The organism is Chroococcidiopsis sp. CCALA 051, from assembly GCF_003015105.1.
In the GTDB taxonomy this organism is placed as follows: domain Bacteria; phylum Cyanobacteriota; class Cyanobacteriia; order Cyanobacteriales; family Chroococcidiopsidaceae; genus Chroococcidiopsis; species Chroococcidiopsis thermalis.
On the sequence record NZ_PYCI01000067.1, the window covers coordinates 1 to 18670 of the forward strand.

Sequence of the window (18670 nt, forward strand, 5' to 3'; positions counted from 1 at the left end):
AACTTGCTTCGCCACCTGTGCTAGTTCTGCATAAGTTGCTGGCGGCTTGGCAACCTCCGCTTGTTTGAGTAAATCGCTGTTATAAATCGTAACTCGCGTGGTGAGATACCAGGGAATGCCGAAACTTTTGCCGTCGAGCGTACTTGCTTGCCAAATGTTAGGTAAATAGGTGGAACGTACCTTGGGCGAAATTTTATTATCCAATGTCAGCCAAGCATTGCGACCAGCTAACACAGAAGCAAAATCTGGATTTAAGTTAACGACATCTGGAGCTGTTTTTGCTGCGACGGATGTTAAAACTTTGCTCTCCATTGCCGACCAAGGTACGTCTACCCAGTTGACTTTCATCCCAGGATTTTCTTTTTCAAAAGTTTGAATCTTCTGGTTGAAAAAATCGGTGAATTCTGGTTGCAACTGCATCGTCCAAAACTCAATTTCTTGGCTGTTAGAGTTAGATTGAGGTGCTTGAGTAGCGACGTTCCCACTACCGCAACTGACTACCCAACTCAGAACAAAACCTAATAAGGTAAGAATTATTAACTTCGATGGTTGTAATCTATTTACAAGTCTTTTGGTCATTGACATTTTTAAGATCGTATGTATTCATTGAACAAGCTTGGTGATTCTAGGTTAAATTGAGTAGCTGTAATGAGTATCAAGTCTTTCAGCTAGACTAATTCTTTACTTCATAGACAAGTAGTAAAACAGTGATTGACCGTCTCAAAAGTTTACTGACAAAGCGTGGATGTGGAGTTGGCATTGAACTAGCTCCTGAACGAATTAATATAGCTCAACTGAAAAAGCAGCGACAGGGTTACAAACTGACAGCTTTTTCCTCTACCCCGGTTCCAGAAGGGCTGTTTCAAGATGGTCAAATTGCTGACCCTCCAGCCCTGGCAGAATTAATTCAAAAGGCACTAACTGACACTAAAATCAAAGCCCAATGGGTAGCGACAGCCGTGCCTGGGCGAGAGTCGATCGTGCGGCTAATTCCTTTGCCAGCAGAGCTAAATGACCAAGAACTAAGGGAAATGGTACTGAATCATGAAGCTGGTTTGTACTTACCCTACCCGCGCGAAGAAGCTGATGTTGACTATCAAAAGCTAGGCTACTTCGTTGATGAAGATGGAATTGAGAAGGTACAAGTATTGCTGGTGGCAACTCGCAAGCAAGTTACAGATACCTATATGGATACCTTCCAACATGCAGGGTTAAAAGTTAATGTCATAGAAATTAACAGTTTTGCCTTAATTCGCACGATTCGAGAGCAATTACGGGCATATAGCTCGAATGAAGGCGTAGCGCTGGTCGATGTTCAATTTGATAATACAGAAATTGCCATTATTGTTGATGGAGTGCCGCAATTTTCCCGTACTATTCCGATTGGGACGTATCAAATGCAGAGCGCTCTCCTGCGCTCGATGAATTTACCTGCATCTAGGGATACTCAAATGTTGGAGTCATTCAATCTGCCACTGACTAGTGGAGATGATGATGACGAACCAGAAGACATGCCAGATGTAGATTCTGGCACTTTGGCAGTGATGCGGGTTTTAGCCGAATTAGCAGACGAATTGCGTCGCTCGATTGATTTTTACCTCAGTCAAAGTGAGAATTTGGAAATGGTACAGGTTCTTTTGTGCGGACCTGGCGGTGGTTTGGGCAACTTGAGTGAATTTTTCCAACAAAAGTTAAACATTCCCACAGCGCCAATCGATCCAGTAGCAGCACTGTCTTTAGATGTAGACGAGGAGAAAATTACTCCAATGCAAAGACCGGGATTGGGAACGGCGATCGGTTTAGGACTCAGAGGTGCATGGGGCAATGTATAGTTTAGATGTCAATTTTCTCAAAGACCGCGCCCCCCAGAAGTCAGGGTTTGCGACTGGTGGAAGCAAAACGCGGATGTCAGCGGTCGGTCAAACACCTCTATTTGTCGGAGCGGCTGTAGCGGCGGTGATTCCAGTGGTGGTTGGGGCTTGGTGGTTATTGTTACAAACGCAAAACACCCAGATGGAAAACAAACTAGCGGCGTTAGACGCAGAGTTAAACCGCTTGGGCTTGCAAGAAGAAGAATTGAAAAAAATTCAGGCTGAAACTAGCACATTGCAAACGGATACGAAAGCATTAGCTACTGTTTTCAACCAAATTCGCCCTTGGTCGGCAATGCTACAAGACTTGCGCGATCGCATTCCCAGAGCAGTGCAAATTGAATCGATCAAGCAAATTCCGGCGATCGCCTCATCTGGCGCAGCGCCACCGCCTGCGGCAGCGGGTAATGCAGCTCCACCACCATCTGCAAACCCAGCGGGTGGAATTGAAATTACTGGCAAAGCGCGATCGTTTAGCGACGTGAACGATTTCCTATTAACCTTGAAACAGTCAGCATTCTTCCAAGCGACTGACACGCGAATTATTTCAGCAGAACTAGCCGAGGCTGCGGCATCGAATGAAAAATCAGCCGTAAAACCACCGTCACTTGTGAGATATACAATTCAATCTAACTTAAGTAATGTCCCAGCCGCCGATCTGCTCCAAGAGTTAGAGCGTAAAGGGACATTAGGACTGGTGACTCGGATTCGCACCCTGCAACAAAAAGGAGTCATTCAACCATGACTATTAGTGAAGAATTTATTTCTGTAGAAGAAGATTTTGAGGCTGCACCGTCCTATCCTACTGTTTTTGGCGTGACTCTAACTCCAACGATTAGCGGCGCGCTGCTAGCAGTTGTTGGTCTTGGTTTAGGAGGTTACTTGTTTACTTCGTTCGTCACGCCAGCAATGCAAAAGCATGACGAGCTAACAGCAAAACAAAATGAAAAGCAAAACTTGGTGCAGCAAAAATCCGCTAGCATGGCGCAGAAGCAGCAAGTAGAAACAGAATTAGCGAAAGCAAAACAGCAAAAAGCAGATGTTTTAACTTTATTTGCTAATGAAAGTACGCTCGATACTTTACTCATAGATCTCAATCGACTCGTACAGTCGGTTAATGGCAAGCAAAACGCTACTGCTAAATTGAAAAAATTTACTCCCGCCAATCAATCAGCCGAAACGATCGCTGACGGTTCGCTTGGTTCTGATGTCAATGGCAAACTCAAACGTCGAATAGTTGATATTAATATCTCTGGAACATTTGACCAAACTCAAGAGATTTTCCGAAGTATTGAACGATTGCAACCATTATTAATCGTGAGAGACTATCAATCGACAATGGTAGCTGCTACCGATAAGGATGGAAAACGTGCTGGCGGTGCGCCAAATATCGATACTTCCTTTAAATTACAGGCACTGATTCCCGTATCTCCAGAGGAAGCAGCAGCAGCGGCAGCGGCAGCGGCTAAGGCAGCCGAAGCAAAGAAATAAATTCGGAATTTGGAATTAAATAGCGGTCAGTTTGTAGGGGCGTGTTTATCAAAAATCGCTGAATTTAACTGAAGACATTGATAAACCCGCCCTTATAGATGTTGCAATCAAGTCGTCAAAGTGAGTAGGGTGGGCAACAATACTTTTCGGTTAAGAAAAGATCCCCCCTAACCCCCCTTAAAAAGGGGGGAACTTAAGCCCCCTTTTTAAGGGGGTTGGGGGATCTTCCAAGATCTTTGCATCACTAATCGAGATGTAGGGGTGGGCGTTGCCCACCAAAGCTAAATCATCTATGATTCATGAATGATTTAGGCTTGCTATATAATTTTGAATTGTTAATAGGGGTGGATTTTCTAGTGAAATCTCGTATAAATTCGAGACACGCTACTAAATCCGTCCCATACAAGTATTGCGATCGCTATGTGGCATTGGAGCTAAAATATGAGGTTGCGATCGCAATATAATTATCTAATTTGGAGATATCATTATGTAACAAAATTACCGTACATTTACTGAGATTAGAGATAATGCCAAGATGAAGACAAGGATTTATAAGTAAAAATTCGCTTGGGAAAAATGCCGAAATAAAGTTAGCTTGCTTGTGGAGTTTTTCAGGTGAAATTATCTCCTTAATTCAGCAAACAGTTATCAAGTGCATAGTCAGGAATTTATCCTACAAAAGCGCTTTCCAGTTCTGAAAAAATAGTTTTTTCATCTAAGGAATGAAATCGATAACTGATAACTGTTATAACTCAATCTATTTCTGTAAATTGTCAGGCGAATTTGCGTTTACTAGCTTTCAAATTTAAGGCGATCGCCTGCAATGCGCGTAGAATACCTAAACTTTACTCAAAGTAGAAACAGAACTGTGAAACAGCTTCAAGGTAGTAACATACTATTTATCGGGGTAGCAGTCGCACTCGTTGCAGCGCCGCCAGTATGGGCAAAACCTGCAAAGGTAACAGGAGTCAAGCTAGATCCAACAAATAACGGCTTAAATGTGGTTTTGGAGACCTCCACCACGGCTCGTCCCCAAGTCTTAACCAGCCAGCAGGGTAAAACTCTAGTTGCAGATATTAGTAACGCTCAGTTGAACTTACCCGAAGGACAAGATTTCCGTCAAACCAAGCCAGCTTCAGGCATTGATTCAGTAGTTGTTACCCGACTCGACTCTAATAGCATCCGGCTGATGGTCACTGGTACTACCAATGCTCCCAGCGGTCAAATGCAACGTAATGGTCAAGGTGTAACGTTTAGCGTTAGCTCTACACCAGAAAGAATTGCCCAAGCAAATCCCACTCCAACATCTAGTACGACATTTAAACCGGGGCAATCGGTAACAGTTCAAAAACCCGTTTTTCCCAATCCAGAAATTACAGTTGACGGAAAGCCAGTACCACCCTCAGCAATGCGCGGAAATCAAGCCCAACCGCCATTCTTACCGAGAGCGGTTGCCCCACCCGTGGGAGATATGGCAATTTCCAACACCGATGCTTCTCCAGCTCTGATCGATCTTGGCAGCCAAGAACGAGTACCGCGCCTAGTCTTGCGGGATGCTCCCGTGCGCGAAGTCCTCTCCTTACTCGCCCGTGCTGCTGGTCTCAACTTAGCTTACACGACAGCCACACCTCAAGGGCAACAAGGTCAACCAGCTCCGACTGCGCCTGGAGCAGGGGGGGCTGAGGGACCCAGAGTCACTCTAGATATTCAAGACGAGTCCGTACAAGATGTTTTCAATCATGTCTTGCGGATTACAGGCTTGCAAGCCAATCGGGAAGGACGCACGATTTTTGTCGGTCCCAGACTGCCTAACGATGCTCGTAATTTAGTCACGCGCAGCTACAGGCTAAATCAAGTCACGGTAGGCGTAGCACTTAACTTTTTAGTCGCGATGGGTGCAGAAAGTGCCGTCAGCCGCGAACGCACGATCACCAGCGTTCAAGCCGTACCTGTAGGTGGCGGACAAGCTCCCGCAACCCAAACCCAAACGAGTACAGAGACGCGGATTGAAACCCAACGGATCGATTTTCAAGACTCTACACCCCTACTACGGGGATTAGAAGTCGTCGGTGACGAGCGGACGAACTCCGTCACGCTGATTGGTTCTCCCAAGCAAGTTCAGGTGGCTAGCGCTCAATTAATCCAACTCGACTCTCGCCGTCGTCAGGTTGCAATTAACGTCAAGATTGCTGATATTAACCTCTTAGCAACTGAGGACATTAATACTAGCTTTTCGTTTGGGCTGGGTGACACTTTCTTACAAAACGATCGCGGCAGTGGAATTATCAATTTCGGTACGAGAAACCCTCCATCCGAACGAGGTTTAGCACTCCAGCCTGGGTTTGCCAAACAGTTTCTATCTCGCTTACAAGCTCAAATCGTTAGTGGCAATGCCAAAGTTTTGACCGATCCTACTCTGATCGTTCAAGAGGGGCAGCAGGCTACTGTCAACTTGACACAAGAAGTGGTAGGCAACGTTACCAGAACCATTACTGGGGGTACAACAACTATCCCTCAAGATAGCACGACGATTCAAAAAGAACGAGTAGGTTTGACTGTTGGAATTAAGATCGAACGAGTAGATGACAATGGTTTTGTTGCCCTATCTGTAGCTCCTACAGTAAAAGCGGTACAAGGAACAGCTACAACGCCCCAAGGCGATGAAATTGCTTTGATTAACGACAGATCGCTTACCTCTGGTCTAATTCGCCTGCGAGACAATCAAACTTTAATCCTATCAGGTATTATTCAGGAATCAGACCGAACCAACGTTAGCAAAGTTCCCATCCTTGGTGATATTCCTATTATTGGCGCATTGTTTAGAAGCACTAATAAACAGAATCAGCGTCAAGAAGTTATCGTGTTGCTAACTCCTCAAATTATTGACGATTCAGAGCGATCGTCATCTATGGGATATAACTATAATCCCAGTCCTGATGCGCGTCAAATGTTAGAACGCAGCCAAAATCGCAAAGTTCAAGCACCTAATAGTAGTCGATAGATCGCTAAAGATTTACCATTGATTTCAAACTTCGGCACGGAAGATCCCCCCAACCCCCCTTAAAAAGGGGGGCAATAGATCGAAAAGGGTGCAATGGAATCAGCGTTAGTGTAGCGATCGCTGAAAGTTATGCTAAGTTAAATTTCCTGTAGGATGCGAAATTTCGCATCTTTTTTATTATTTTTTATAACTATCATCGATCGTTGAAAATAGCGATCGCTTCTATCTAAAGTCTGACACATACATTTCGGAAGTGGCTCTATAGAAAGATGTCATCTCTATTTATATTTGTTCAGCTAGATAATATCTAAATAAATTAGGAAAACAATATGAGAATCTTTTTTTGGACAACTCTGTCCTTTGTAATTGTAGGTGCAATTATGCTACTTCTCCAACCTATTATTGACTTTCACTAGCACATTCTCTCTTAAAAACCTTCCCAATCCCTACAAAAATCTAAGGCAACCCTTTGCGCCTTTGCACGCCAGTTGCTCAACGGGGGGCGACGAAGTCCGCGATAGCGCCACCCCCGCAACGCACTGGCTCGTCTTTGCGTGACATTTTCTTTAAAACCATGAATTATCTAGTAGCAGTCTTACCAAACCGCATCCAAGCAGAAGCAGCCTATACAGCACTTGAAAAAGAAGGACTACCCAAAGCTCAAATTAACATCTTAGGTCAAGGCTACAAAAGTGCAGACGAATTCGGTTTCATCAACCCCAACGAACAAGCCCGTAAAGGAGCAAGTAGACTCGTAACCTGGCTCGTACCCTTTGGCTTTGCCGCAGGCTATCTCTTCAACTTACTCACGGGTATTGAAATTATCCCTGCAATAGGCGCGATCGGCAACCATCTAATTGCAGGTGTCTTAGGCGCAGTTTCCGGCGGATTAGGCGCGTATTTCGTCGGTGGAGGCGTAGGTTTATCTGTAGGTAGTGGCGACGCATTACCATATCGCAACCGCCTGAACGCAGGCAAGTATCTAATTGTCATAGAAGGTACAGAAGAACTAACCCGACAAGCAACACGGATACTGCGATCGTTTGAACCAGAAAACATTCAGGGATATGCTGGCTAGTAAGTCAAAAGTCAAAAGTTAAAAGTCAAAAATTGTAGGGGCGGGTTCACCAGAAATACTGGTCAGAGTCAAAGACAATTGGTAAACCCGCCCGTATAGAAGTCAGAAGTCAGAAGTCCCTGCTCCCTGCTCCCTGATAACTGAAAATAGCTGTTCCATCTACAATACACATAAAGCCTACAGATCGAGCAGCTATGCAAGCAGAGTACAGCCAGCGTCGCGAACAGTTGATGGCTAAGATTGGCAACGGCACGGCAATTTTTCGCAGTGCGCCAATGGCAGTCATGCATAACGATGTAGAATATAACTTTCGCCAAGATAGCGACTTCTTTTATTTGACAGGGTTTGACGAACCAGAAGCCGTGGCTGTCTTAGCACCTCACCACACCGAACATCGCTTTATTTTATTTGTCCGCCCCAAAGAAAGAGAAAAAGAAGTCTGGACGGGCTATCGTTGCGGTGTAGAAGGGGCAAAAGAAATCTATGGGGCAGACGAAGCTTATCCGATTACCGAACTTGATGAAAAGCTGCCGCAGTATTTAGAAAAAGCAGACAAGATCTATTATCGTCTGGGACGCGATCGCAATTTCAACGAAAAAGTCCTGCACCACTGGCAGCGCCTCATGGCAACTTATCCCAAACGCGGTACGGGACCAATCGCAATTGAAGATGCTGGGGTAATTTTGCACAGCATGAGACTAGTAAAAAGTCAAGCAGAATTAGAATTGATGCGACAAGCTGCTGCTATTTCTGTTGAGGCACACAATTACGCCCAAGAAATCGCCAGCCCAGGACGTTACGAATATGAAATTCAAGCGGAAATGGAACGCATCTTTCGCTTGCGGGGTGGGACGGGTGTAGCCTACCCTTCAATTGTGGCTTCGGGAGACAATGCTTGCATCCTGCACTACATCGAAAATACGCGCCAGATGCAGGATGGTGACTTACTATTAATTGATGCAGCCTGCGCCTACGGTTATTACAACTCCGATATTACTCGTACCTTTCCCGTGAATGGCAAGTTTACAGGCGAACAGCAAGCCTTGTACGACATTGTACTAGAAGCACAAAAACAAGCGATCGCCCAAGTTCAACCAGGCAATCCCTACAGCGCCTTTCACGATACCGCCGTCCGCGTCCTCACCGAAGGTCTAGTCGAACTCGGCATCCTGCAAGGGCAAATTGACGATTTAATTAAAGAAGAAAAATACAAACCCTTCTACATGCACCGTACCGGACATTGGCTAGGGTTAGACGTTCACGATGTCGGTGTTTATCAACACGGTGACTCCCCTCAAATTTTACAACCAGGACAAGTACTGACAGTAGAACCAGGACTTTACATTGTACCGCAGACTCAACCCGCCGAAGGACAACCCGCGATCGATCCGCGCTGGGAAGGAATCGGCATTCGGATTGAAGATGATGTCCTCGTCACCGAAACCGGACACGAAATCTTAACCGCAGGAGTACCCAAATAACAGTGACCAGTGACCAGTGACCAGTTATCAGTGGTAATTGGTGGTTGCTTCCTTGTCTCCCTTGTCCTCCTTGTCTCCCTTGTCCCCCATATGTCTCCAAAAGTTGTTGAGATACTCTCAGCCGATGAACTCCGGCGAACGGTTAACCGCCTTGCTTCTCAAATTGTAGAAAGGTGTCGCGACCTTTCCCAGTTGGTGATTTTAGGCATCCACACTAAAGGCGTTCCTTTGGCGCAAATCTTAGCCAGCCAAATTGAAATGCTAGAAGGTGTTTCTGTTCATGTGGGGGCGTTAGATATTACTTTCTATCGGGACGATTTAGATAAAATTGGTGTACGAACACCAGCTAAGAGTGACATTCCGCTAGATCTAACTGGCAAAATAGTCTTATTAGTAGATGATGTCATTTACAAAGGGCGGACGATCCGCGCCGCCCTCAATGCTGTGAACGAGTATGGTAGACCAGAATCGATTTGGTTAGCGGTACTTGTCGATCGCGGTCATCGTGAATTGCCAATTCATCCAGATTTTATCGGCAAACAGCTACCCACGGCAAAAGACGAACAAGTCAAGGTATTTTTGCAAGATTTGGATGGTAGAGATGCGGTAGAGTTAATTGGAAATTAGACCAATGGCATTACCAACGGCTGGAGGTGACTTCAGCCTGGACGCGACAGCGAACGAGATATTCAAAATGATATAGGTAAGCGGCGATAATAGTCCGCCCGATAACTGGTGCTGAAAATAAATGTTTTGGATCGTCCCAAGCAGACAACATCAATAAGTATTTAATTAGAGAGTTTTCCGAAGAATCGTAGGGAAATATTGCAATAATAATTGCTATAGCCAAGATTGTAGATACTGCGATCGCCAACCAAGCAAATAGCCCTTCCCACCAACTCATTAAACCAGGAAAAAAGCTATCGTTCTCCTCTGATGTAGTAGATTGAGTATCGGGGAAAAAGCGGTCTAATAAGAGGTGGAGCCAATGATGAATGAAGGCAATAATCAGAATTGGTGCAAGCAGAGATAAAACAGATAAACACCAACTCATCTTAGTCGATAAATGTTCTCCAATGAATCGAATCAAGGGAATGCTAGTTTGTTTAATAATTAGCGTGACGACTCCCATCAACAGTGTTAGTAGAATGGCACTCATCCAAGCACCTGTAGCGGGAAACCAAGTAATAGAGTTCTTTTTCATAAATAGAAAACCATAGATACGCAAACGGTAATTATTTCGATAATCCGTGCGATCGCGCTAAATTTGCTTCCGTGAGAATACCAGATATTTAAATCTGTATTTTCACTGTTGAAAATATATCTTCATAAAGCATATGTTTTTGTAGAGAGTGGTGCTTGACACACGCTCGCCAATTACCAATTAACCAAAAACATATGAAAAAACTATTATTATACAGTTCTATTTGTTGTCTAGTTACTGCTTCGGGATTAACGGTAAATGCAGAAACCCTATCCCTAGTTAAGCAACAAGCAAAAACTCAAATAGCAGCTGCTACGGCACAGCCTCAAGTCGAACTACTAGAAGTAGGAAATGAACCACGGCAAGAACTACGCTTTCGTCCCCAGGTGAATGCAAAACAAACATCTACTATGACGATGAATATGGATATAGAAATGTCTGTAGCAGGTCGAGCCGCCCCTAAATTTGCTCTACCTGCAACGGTCATTACTATGGACACGCTAGTTACTCAAATTGATGCCAACGGTGACATTCATTATAAATTTTCTTACTCTAATGTCAATGTTGCTAATGCTGCAACTCTACCACCACAGACATTAGAGGCAACGCGATCGCAATTGAAAAAAATGATGGGGATGGGCGGCTCTGTTATTGTCGATAATCGAGGATACACGAAATCAGCTCAGCTAGTCATTCCCAAGGGACTAGATCCAAGCATGAAGCAGGTTACAGAACAACTTTCAGGTTCTCTCGACCAAATATCCTCTCCCGTACCAAAAGAACCTATTGGCATTGGTGCTAAGTGGCGAGTTATTACTTTCCCTCAACTAAGAGGTGCAAAAGTAGCACAAACAGCTACATATCAATTGGTAAACCTGAAAAATGGGATTGCTACTTTCAACGTTTGGGTGAAACAACGTGTTAACGATCGAGCCTTGCTCAATCGCCCAGGAATGCCAAATGGAAATAAGATGACCTTAAAATCTTTAGATTCTCAAGGCGAGGGGCAAATGATGGCTGCTCTGAACCAAGTAATACCTATTCGTTCTAATCTAATGATGCACTCTTATAGTCAGTTAGTTATTCAGCAAGCTGGACAAGCAGAGGCAAATATAGATGCAAAAATGACCATGAAACTGAATATTCAGTCTAAATAGCTCGATCGCGCTGCGATAAAGGGCGACCCGTACCACCTCGACGCACTAAAATTAATTCAGCGCAGATACTTACAGCAATTTCTTCTGGTGTCAGCGCCCCAATATCTAAACCTATCGGGGCGTAAAGCGATCGCAGTTTATTTGCAGCCATACCCTCTGTTTCTAGCGCTTGAATCACCTGACGTACCCGCTTTTCACTGCCGATCGTACCAATATATTGACACTCAGGATTTCGAGCTAACAAAACTTTTAAAGCTGCTAAATCGTACTGAAAACCCCGCGTTACCAGTGCTGCATAAAGTTGCGTATGAGTTGCTAATTGTGCCACAACTGAGGCGATCGCTTGGTTAAAAATTGCGGTTGCTTGGGAATAGCGTTCTCTATTTGCCCACTGGGGGCGATCGTCTTGAATAATAACTTGAAATCCAATTGTATGAGCGACTTTTGCTAATTGTTCTCCTACGTGTCCCGCTCCGACAATTAATAAAGTTGGTGGCGGTTGTAGAGTTTCAATAAAAGCTTCTTCGGTGGCAATTAAAGTATTTTCTGATAATAAATATGGCAATTTGTCAAGGGTAAAAGGAGTGACGAGAGTAGCTGTCTGCCCCGACTGGAGTAAATCGAGAATTCGATCGACAAGGGCGATCGCCTCTTGACCCGACCACCTTTCCAACCAGATTTGCATGATTCCGCCGCAAATTCCTTGAGTTTGCCGTTGGGGTGCGCCAGTTAAATCGATCTCTACCAATTGCTTTTCGCCTGTTTCCAGCACTATCATGGCTTGACGAATGACTTTTGCCTCTCCCGCACCCCCACCGATGGTATTGTAGATACGCCCGTCAGCACAGATAATCATCTTGGCTCCTACTTCTCTGGGAACCGAGCCTTGAATGGCGATCGCGGTTGCTAGTACGACTGCTCCTTTTTCTAATGCTTGAGCGAGTTGTTGGTAGCAATTGATAGTCATTTTTACTCTGCAAACATTTCGGCGAGGATATCCAAAACAGCTTTTTGTTCGTTGGAATTGATTTGACCGAGTTTTTTGACCAATCGAGTTTTATCAACAGTGCGAATTTGGTCTAAAACGATCTGCCCATCTTTACCTTGAAACTGGCAAGCGATCCTTGTAGGATACGGCTGACCTTTTGTTGTCATCGGCGCAACGATAACAGTGGCAATGTACTGATTCATTTCATTTGGTGAGACGATGACGCAGGGTCTTGTTTTTTGAATTTCACTACCAACCGTGGGATCGAGGTTAATCAGAAACACATCAAAACGCTTAACTACCATTTCCACTCAGTCCGATCCCACTCTGTTATATTGACATCATCAAGTAAAACATCATCTTTTTGTTCTGCCATTGCAGCAAATGCTTTATCCCAGCCGATACGCGATCGCGATGCTGCACGCACAATTAAGCACTCGTCTTGAACTTCAATCTCTACTTCTGTATCAATACCACTTTGCTCCAATAGTGGTTTAGGAATGCGGATGCCTTGAGAATTACCAATTCTGATAATGCGAGTTCTGATACCCGTACCCATAATTTTGAGTATGCTTATATTGTAATTACATTGTAAACACCAAAAAAGTAGGCAGTCAACCCCTCCCTTGGAATTCGCGCATTATGAATTCAAAATTCACGCATTACGGTCGCGTTTGAGCTTGTAGACGCTACTGACCGAAAACCACGCTCAATCGTTGATGGCTGTTCTCGACTGTACTCTCTTAAATTTTGAATTTTGAATTTTGAATTTTGAATTTTGAATTGTTTTGGTCAACTTGAGCTGAAACACATTGCTACTAAATAAGGCTACTGCACGTAGCCAGTAGCCTTAATAACTCTTAGTCCGCTTGGCAGACTTTGCCTGTGTAGAAGCGAATTCGATTCGCCCCTAATATTTCTACGCCGTAGCTGCTGCGGGTTCAGCCGCAGTTGCAGGAGCATATACGCTCACCTTCTTGCGGCTTTTACCCTTTCTTTCAAATGTCACCACGCCATCAATCAGGGCAAACAATGTATCATCGCTACCGATGCCAACATTGTTACCAGGGTGAAACTTCGTTCCCCGTTGCCGTACCAAAATATTACCTGCCCGCACGACTTGACCGCCGAAACGCTTAACACCTAACCGTTGAGCATTAGAGTCGCGACCGTTGCGAGTACTACCTGTTCCTTTCTTATGAGCCATTGTGTCCTCTGCACTATTGTTTCTATCTCTACTTCATTATTGCGAGCCAAGCGCGATCTACCCAAGATTTAAGAATGTAGCGATCGCGCCCTTATTCTATTCTGATGCAGTTTCCTCTGTGGTTTCAGCAGGTGCTTGACTGGCTGAAGTCTCAGTCGTAGCCGCTGCTTGAGCTGTCAACTTGGAACCATTGAGGTTAATCGAGTCAATCATCAGTCTGGTGATTTCTTGCCGATGTCCCCGCTTTTTGCGCGTCTTTTTCTTGGGTTTCATCTTGTACACCAAGACTTTACGTCCCCGCAGGTGGCGCACCACCGTTCCTTCTACGGTTGCTCCGTTAATTAACGGTTGCCCGACGGTAACATTGCCATCGTGCTGCACCAACAAAACTTTTTCAATAGTCACTGTTGCATCAGGTTCGGTTGCCAGGAGTTCGATATCATAAAAACGCCCTGGTTCTACCCTCAGCTGCTTACCACCGGTTTCAATAATTGCGTAGGTCATGAGATTATAAGGATTGTGCCGTACAGGTAGCTGATTGCTCAGATTTGAGAACAGTTCAGCTTTTGTTTTCGGTCTACCTGATCCGAGCCAGAATTAGACAGACAATCTCTAATTATATGTTTAGATAGTCGTGATAGTCAATAAAATTGCTCATCTGATAACAACTTAACATCCATACGTCCTACTGAAATATCCAACCGATTCGGCTCTTTTCGTGAGTAGCGCAGATTTTCGATCTCCTAACCCCCTGAAAAAAGGGGTAACATCCGCTAGTTATCATAAAGCGATCGCATGAAAAAACTTTTAGTTACTGGCGCAAGTGGTTTTTTAGGTTGGCATTTATGTCAGTTGGCAAAACAGCAATGGGATGTATATAGTACGTACTTTTCCCATGAAATAGAAATTCCAGGCGTGACGATGCTTAAAATCGATTTACGGGATTTTCAAGCACTCAAGCATCTGTTTCAACAAATTCAACCTTCAGCTACAATCCATACTGCGGCGCAATCAAGTCCCAATTATTGCCAAACTCATGCAGAAGAGTCATACGCGATCAATGTTACGACTTCTTTAAATATTGCTGGATTGTGTGCAGATTTTGGCATCCCCTTTATTTTTACTTCTACTGACTTAGTTTTTGACGGTTTAAATGCGCCTTATCGGGAAACAGATCCGGTATCTCCTGTGAATGCTTATGGAGAACAAAAAGTTCAAGCTGAAGAGGGAATTTTAGCACGCTATCCTCTAGCAACAATTTGCCGAATGCCTTTAATGTTTGGTATGGCAACGCCAACAGCTACTAGTTTTATACAGCCTTTTATGCAAACTCTAAAAGATGGGAAAGAATTAGCATTATTTACAGATGAATTTCGTACTCCTGCTAGCGGTACGACGGCGGCTAAAGGGTTGTTGATGGTGTTAGAGAAGCAGGTTCAAGGTATGATTCATTTGGGTGGAAAAGAGCGGCTATCGCGTTATGATTTTGGTCGGTTATTGGTAGAAGTGTTTCAACTTCCTGCAACTGGGTTAAAATCGTGTCGTCAGCAAGATGTAAAAATGGCTGCACCTCGACCTGCTGATGTTTCTTTAGATAGTTCTAAGGCTTTTCATTTGGGATATCAGCCGCTTTCTGTAAGAGAAGAACTAGAGATGTTGCGAGGGTAAGTTTGTTCCGTTTGCGATCGCACCAGCTTGTTATTTATCTTCTATAAGCAATCCTATTTGATTCATGAACGTGGAGCAGGCTAGAAGCCTACTTTACAAATCATTTAGAACTGCTATACTAACTTAGCAATCGAAATTGCTAAAGTATTGTATCCAATGTCTTCGCAAGCAGAGACTAAATCGCTTAAAGCATAATCTCGCTCGTCAACGTCTTCTAACGTTTTGGCAAGTTGTAAAGCTCGATCTAATAGATCTAATCCTCGATCTTCTATACCGAGCTTGACATACATACTACCTATTTTAATAAGTTTAGTTACTTTTGTAGTTCGAGTGGGAATTGCTTGAGTAGTTTCTAAGGCTCGATCTAAAATTTCCAAACACTTATCTGCTAATTTTATTTCTATACACGCGATCGCCAATTCGTTTAAGTAATGTGCTTTAGTAGCAATATCGGCGATCGTTTCAACTTGTTCCAAGGCATCAGCCGATAATCGCAAAGCATTATCTCTGTGTATTGGCTTAACTTGCTTGCGCAACTTACTAATTAGAAACTGAATTCTTTCTTCAATTGTAAAATGGTTCTCCATTCTCACTCTTCTGGATTGGGCATCTTTACCCGCCCAGACATGCAAGCTGACTATAAAATATCTTACCAATGACAGATGACTAAAGATCGAGGACAAAAAATTACTGGATCTAATCGCCACTTGACTCAACTCATCACTTACAGCAAAACCGTTAGTTATAAGTCGAATCAGCGTGGAAACTAGACCCAGTGAATTAAATCAAAAATAAAGCTGAAATTTAATCAACTCTATTTTCTACCACGGGATGGTACTAGACTTAGATAGTCAAGGTCAAAGGCAGAAACGCGCTGAGCGTAATTACCTTTGTTATTAATCGATGCTGCCATATCAGCATACTTGCGAGGATCGCCTTCCCGTAGTTGTCGTTCTTTCGACTTGCGGCTGTAGAACTGATCCAGGGTAAAGCGCCAGTCTGTTTTGACTGTACCAGCAGTTTCGCGGAAATCGTCACCGTAACGAGGGGTAACGAGATTGAAGGGTCTACCTTCCATCCGCTTGCGCTGGAAAGGAACGATGTAATCCCCAAATGCATCGGTGTATTCATCGCTGTCTAGCAAGGCATCTACTAAACCGTAGAATCCTTTCGTACCGATGACAATTGACCAAGCAATTTGTTCTTCTTTGTTGTAAGAAGAACGACCTAAGAAACGCTTGAGGCAAATATCTACAAGCCGATAGTTATTATTAACTGAAACTACCATTTCGTAGAATCTTTCCGACTTAGCTAAGCCGCGAATGAAGTCGCGCACGGTAATTGCACGATTCTTCAACTGCGATTCTAGTTGAGTTTGGCGGTTGATTCTAAGAGTTTCGTGTTCGCTAAATACCTGACGGTAAGCAGCCCAAATTAACTCTTGAATCTCTGCTGGAGAGTTAGCATCTTCCACACGATAGATGTATGGAGTGTCTTCGTTTTGATCCGCAATGCCGAAGCTGCGAACTCTGTGATTTTGCGTAGTTGGTTTGTAATCGAGTAACGGCAGTGCCATGAGGGATTCTCCCGTCTAGGTTAATCGCACAAAATGAAAACAGATAAATTCAAACTGAATTTATCGATCGCTTTCCATGAATTGGAAAGTTTTTGAAACAAGCAAAGCCTATATATATAGAGCTTTCTAGCTTATTATCCCACGTAGGGTAGGCAGAATGTTGGTTCGTGAGTAAGTCAATCTGTGGCTGTTAGATTTTCCTACTATTAAACTTGCAAAATTACAGCCGCACGGGAAAACTTGCTGAGGGATTGATTGAAACTGGCGTTGCTGATTTTTCCTTCCGTGACGTATCAGGAATGCTAATATTAGCCGTGCTAACTGGCTGGGGTGTTACGGTTCTAATATTCAGCGATCGCGCCATATCAAAGAAGTTGCTAATCGCACCAGATTTATAGCGTTCGGTTTCCTCTTTATCGCGCCAGTAGTCGGCGTAACGTGGTGTTACCAAGTTAAACGGTCTATCTTTGAACCGTCGCCGCTGGTAGGGTACGGTAGTATCGCCAAAATTCTGCTGGTACTCTTCGCTATCAATTAGTGCATCGACAAAACCACCCCAGCCAAGGGTAGCAATTTTAATCGACCAAGCAATTTCTTCGTCTTTGTTGTAAGATGCACGTCCTAGCAACCGCTTTAGGGCAATATCTACGAGTCGATAGTTCGAGTTTGTTTCTACCACCAAGCGGCGGAACGATTCTGACTTAGCTAAACCGCGAATAAAGTCCCGCACGGTGATAGCGCGATTCTTCAGTTGAGATTCTAGCTGTTCTTGGCGATAGAACTTGAGAATTTCGTGTTCGCTAAAAACTTGGCGATACGCAGCCCAAATCAATTCTTGATTATCGCTGGGGTCGATACAATCTTCCAAGCGATAAATCCAAGGAGTATCTTCACTGGGAACTTCGTAACCAGCCACCCGCTGATTTTGCGAACTGGGTTTGTATTCGAGTAGAGGTATTGACATAAAGGATAATTTGGTAGTTGGTAGTTGGTAGTTGGTAATTGGTAATTGGTAATTATTTGTTTTCACCCATTACCTATTACCCATTACCCTTTTTAATTCCTCGGATCGGAGGGAATGTAGTCGTAGGGTAAAGCGACTTTGGTAGGTTTGATCGTAGTTTGGGGCAATGTGTCTTTGCGTGTTGTATCGGGGATCTCCATTGTTGAGATTTGAGAGAGAACCCGATCGCGCGATCGTTGATAGTTGACTTCTGGGGTCAAAATACTACCAGCCATTGCCAAGAAGTTAGAGGGAATTGCCCGACGTACCACTTCTTTAGTAACATCGCCAGTCTTGCGGGCGCTGTAGAAGCCACGACCTTGCAAGTTGCGGATACTTTCGCGATCGCGCCAGTCGCCGTTATAACGTGGGTTTACCAAGTTAAAGGGACGACCTTTATAACGACGACGTTGATAGGGTACGATGTCGTTGCCGAAGTTTTCGCGGTACTCTTCGCTATCGACGATCGCATCGATAAAGCCGTTCAAACCTTTGGTGGCGATGACAATCGACCAAGCAATTTGCTCTTTTTGGTTATAGGTAGCGCGTCCCAAAAACCGCTTAAAGGAGATATCCACTAAGCGATAGTTAGAATTGGTTTCTCCAACTAATTCGCGGTAGACATCCGATTTACCCAAACCGCGAATAAAATCCCGCACGGTAATAGCGCGGTTGCGGAGTTGAGATTCGAGGAAAGGCTGGCGATAGCTTTCAATAATCAGGTGTTCGCTGAAGATTTGGCGATAACCCGCCCAGATAATTTCATCGATATCCGATGCCGAGGAAGTATCTGTGAAGCGATAGCCAATCGGCGTATCTTCGCTAGGAACTTCGTAACCCTCAACCCGCTGATTTTGGCTGGAGGGTTTGACTTCAAGTAATGGTATTGACATTTTTCAGTTATCAGTTGACAGTTGTTGGTTGTCGTAGGGGCGGGTTTTTTTA

20 protein-coding genes are annotated in these 18670 nt (G+C 44.1%); 9 read left to right on the forward strand and 11 right to left on the reverse strand.

Features of this window, described 5'->3' with window-relative positions:
* The coding region (locus tag C7Y66_RS17030; RefSeq protein ID WP_146149812.1) for an ABC transporter substrate-binding protein at positions 1 to 579 on the reverse strand (579 nt) is incomplete at its 3' end.
* A 128-nt stretch (positions 580 to 707) separates the two neighbouring features.
* Here C7Y66_RS17030 and pilM point away from each other — a divergent pair.
* The 7 genes from pilM to pyrR all read left to right on the forward strand — a co-directional run bounded on the left by pilM (position 708) and on the right by pyrR (position 9549).
* Positions 708 to 1832 (forward strand): type IV pilus assembly protein PilM, encoded by a 1125-nt coding sequence (gene pilM, locus C7Y66_RS17035; RefSeq protein WP_106546511.1) that lies wholly within the window; start codon positions 708 to 710, stop codon positions 1830 to 1832.
* The gene (locus tag C7Y66_RS17040; protein WP_015155434.1) at positions 1825 to 2616 is read left to right on the forward strand and encodes a PilN domain-containing protein; all 792 of its coding nucleotides are present in this window, start codon (positions 1825 to 1827) and stop codon (positions 2614 to 2616) included. The genes pilM and C7Y66_RS17040 overlap by 8 nt, the downstream gene beginning before the upstream one ends.
* Positions 2613 to 3362: a pilus assembly protein PilO gene (locus C7Y66_RS17045; protein ID WP_106546512.1), complete on the forward strand. Its 750-nt coding sequence runs from the start codon at positions 2613 to 2615 to the stop codon at positions 3360 to 3362. Before C7Y66_RS17040 ends, C7Y66_RS17045 begins: the two co-directional genes overlap by 4 nt.
* A gap of 823 nt (positions 3363 to 4185) precedes the next feature.
* Positions 4186 to 6363: a type IV pilus secretin family protein gene (locus C7Y66_RS17050; RefSeq protein ID WP_106546513.1), complete on the forward strand. Its 2178-nt coding sequence runs from the start codon at positions 4186 to 4188 to the stop codon at positions 6361 to 6363.
* Positions 6364 to 6937: 574 nt separating this feature from the next.
* A complete protein-coding gene (locus C7Y66_RS17055) occupies positions 6938 to 7441 on the forward strand; it encodes a hypothetical protein (RefSeq protein WP_015155431.1) in 504 nt (167 codons plus the stop codon).
* Positions 7442 to 7635: 194 nt separating this feature from the next.
* Entirely contained in the window at positions 7636 to 8922 is a 1287-nt protein-coding gene (locus C7Y66_RS17060) for an aminopeptidase P N-terminal domain-containing protein (RefSeq protein ID WP_106546514.1), read from the forward strand.
* A 90-nt stretch (positions 8923 to 9012) separates the two neighbouring features.
* A complete protein-coding gene (gene pyrR, locus C7Y66_RS17065) occupies positions 9013 to 9549 on the forward strand; it encodes a bifunctional pyr operon transcriptional regulator/uracil phosphoribosyltransferase PyrR (protein ID WP_015155429.1) in 537 nt (178 codons plus the stop codon).
* A gap of 10 nt (positions 9550 to 9559) precedes the next feature.
* Here pyrR and C7Y66_RS17070 read toward each other — a convergent pair whose 3' ends face one another.
* On the reverse strand, positions 9560 to 10126 hold the full coding sequence (locus C7Y66_RS17070; RefSeq protein ID WP_106546515.1) for a hypothetical protein: 567 nt from the start codon (positions 10124 to 10126) through the stop codon (positions 9560 to 9562).
* Positions 10127 to 10320: 194 nt separating this feature from the next.
* Between C7Y66_RS17070 and C7Y66_RS17075 the strand changes: the two genes are divergently transcribed.
* Positions 10321 to 11283, forward strand: coding sequence for a hypothetical protein (locus C7Y66_RS17075; RefSeq protein ID WP_106546516.1), 963 nt, complete (start codon positions 10321 to 10323; stop codon positions 11281 to 11283).
* On the opposite strand, the gene C7Y66_RS17080 is transcribed toward C7Y66_RS17075, so the two are convergent.
* The 5 genes from C7Y66_RS17080 to rplU all read right to left on the reverse strand — a co-directional run bounded on the left by C7Y66_RS17080 (position 11276) and on the right by rplU (position 13982).
* Positions 11276 to 12250, reverse strand: a complete 975-nt coding sequence (locus C7Y66_RS17080) for an XdhC family protein (protein ID WP_106546517.1) — start codon at positions 12248 to 12250, stop codon at positions 11276 to 11278. The two genes, C7Y66_RS17075 and C7Y66_RS17080, sit on opposite strands and share 8 nt — an antisense overlap.
* Before the next feature lie 2 nt (positions 12251 to 12252).
* A complete protein-coding gene (locus C7Y66_RS17085; RefSeq protein WP_199197483.1) occupies positions 12253 to 12576 on the reverse strand; it encodes a type II toxin-antitoxin system PemK/MazF family toxin in 324 nt (107 codons plus the stop codon).
* Positions 12570 to 12830: an AbrB/MazE/SpoVT family DNA-binding domain-containing protein gene (locus C7Y66_RS17090; RefSeq protein WP_106546519.1), complete on the reverse strand. Its 261-nt coding sequence runs from the start codon at positions 12828 to 12830 to the stop codon at positions 12570 to 12572. Before C7Y66_RS17090 ends, C7Y66_RS17085 begins: the two co-directional genes overlap by 7 nt.
* Before the next feature lie 360 nt (positions 12831 to 13190).
* The gene (gene rpmA / locus C7Y66_RS17095; protein WP_015155423.1) at positions 13191 to 13478 is read right to left on the reverse strand and encodes a 50S ribosomal protein L27; all 288 of its coding nucleotides are present in this window, start codon (positions 13476 to 13478) and stop codon (positions 13191 to 13193) included.
* A 96-nt stretch (positions 13479 to 13574) separates the two neighbouring features.
* Positions 13575 to 13982, reverse strand: coding sequence for a 50S ribosomal protein L21 (rplU, locus tag C7Y66_RS17100; protein WP_106168163.1), 408 nt, complete (start codon positions 13980 to 13982; stop codon positions 13575 to 13577).
* A 291-nt stretch (positions 13983 to 14273) separates the two neighbouring features.
* Here rplU and C7Y66_RS17105 point away from each other — a divergent pair, with 291 nt between their 5' ends.
* Positions 14274 to 15146 carry an NAD(P)-dependent oxidoreductase gene (locus tag C7Y66_RS17105; RefSeq protein ID WP_106546520.1) on the forward strand — a complete coding sequence of 291 codons (873 nt, stop codon included), beginning with the start codon at positions 14274 to 14276 and terminating at the stop codon, positions 15144 to 15146.
* Positions 15147 to 15259: 113 nt separating this feature from the next.
* Here C7Y66_RS17105 and C7Y66_RS17110 read toward each other — a convergent pair whose 3' ends face one another.
* The 4 genes from C7Y66_RS17110 to C7Y66_RS17125 form a co-directional block, all read right to left on the reverse strand.
* Positions 15260 to 15733, reverse strand: a complete 474-nt coding sequence (locus C7Y66_RS17110; RefSeq protein ID WP_106546521.1) for a hypothetical protein — start codon at positions 15731 to 15733, stop codon at positions 15260 to 15262.
* A gap of 227 nt (positions 15734 to 15960) precedes the next feature.
* The gene (locus C7Y66_RS17115) at positions 15961 to 16722 is read right to left on the reverse strand and encodes a phycobilisome rod-core linker polypeptide (RefSeq protein WP_015155419.1); all 762 of its coding nucleotides are present in this window, start codon (positions 16720 to 16722) and stop codon (positions 15961 to 15963) included.
* Positions 16723 to 16942: 220 nt separating this feature from the next.
* A complete protein-coding gene (locus C7Y66_RS17120; protein WP_106167415.1) occupies positions 16943 to 17686 on the reverse strand; it encodes a phycobilisome rod-core linker polypeptide in 744 nt (247 codons plus the stop codon).
* 92 nt (positions 17687 to 17778) lie between these two features.
* Positions 17779 to 18618, reverse strand: a complete 840-nt coding sequence (locus tag C7Y66_RS17125) for a phycobilisome rod-core linker polypeptide (RefSeq protein ID WP_106218285.1) — start codon at positions 18616 to 18618, stop codon at positions 17779 to 17781.
* Positions 18619 to 18670 lie beyond the last annotated feature (52 nt).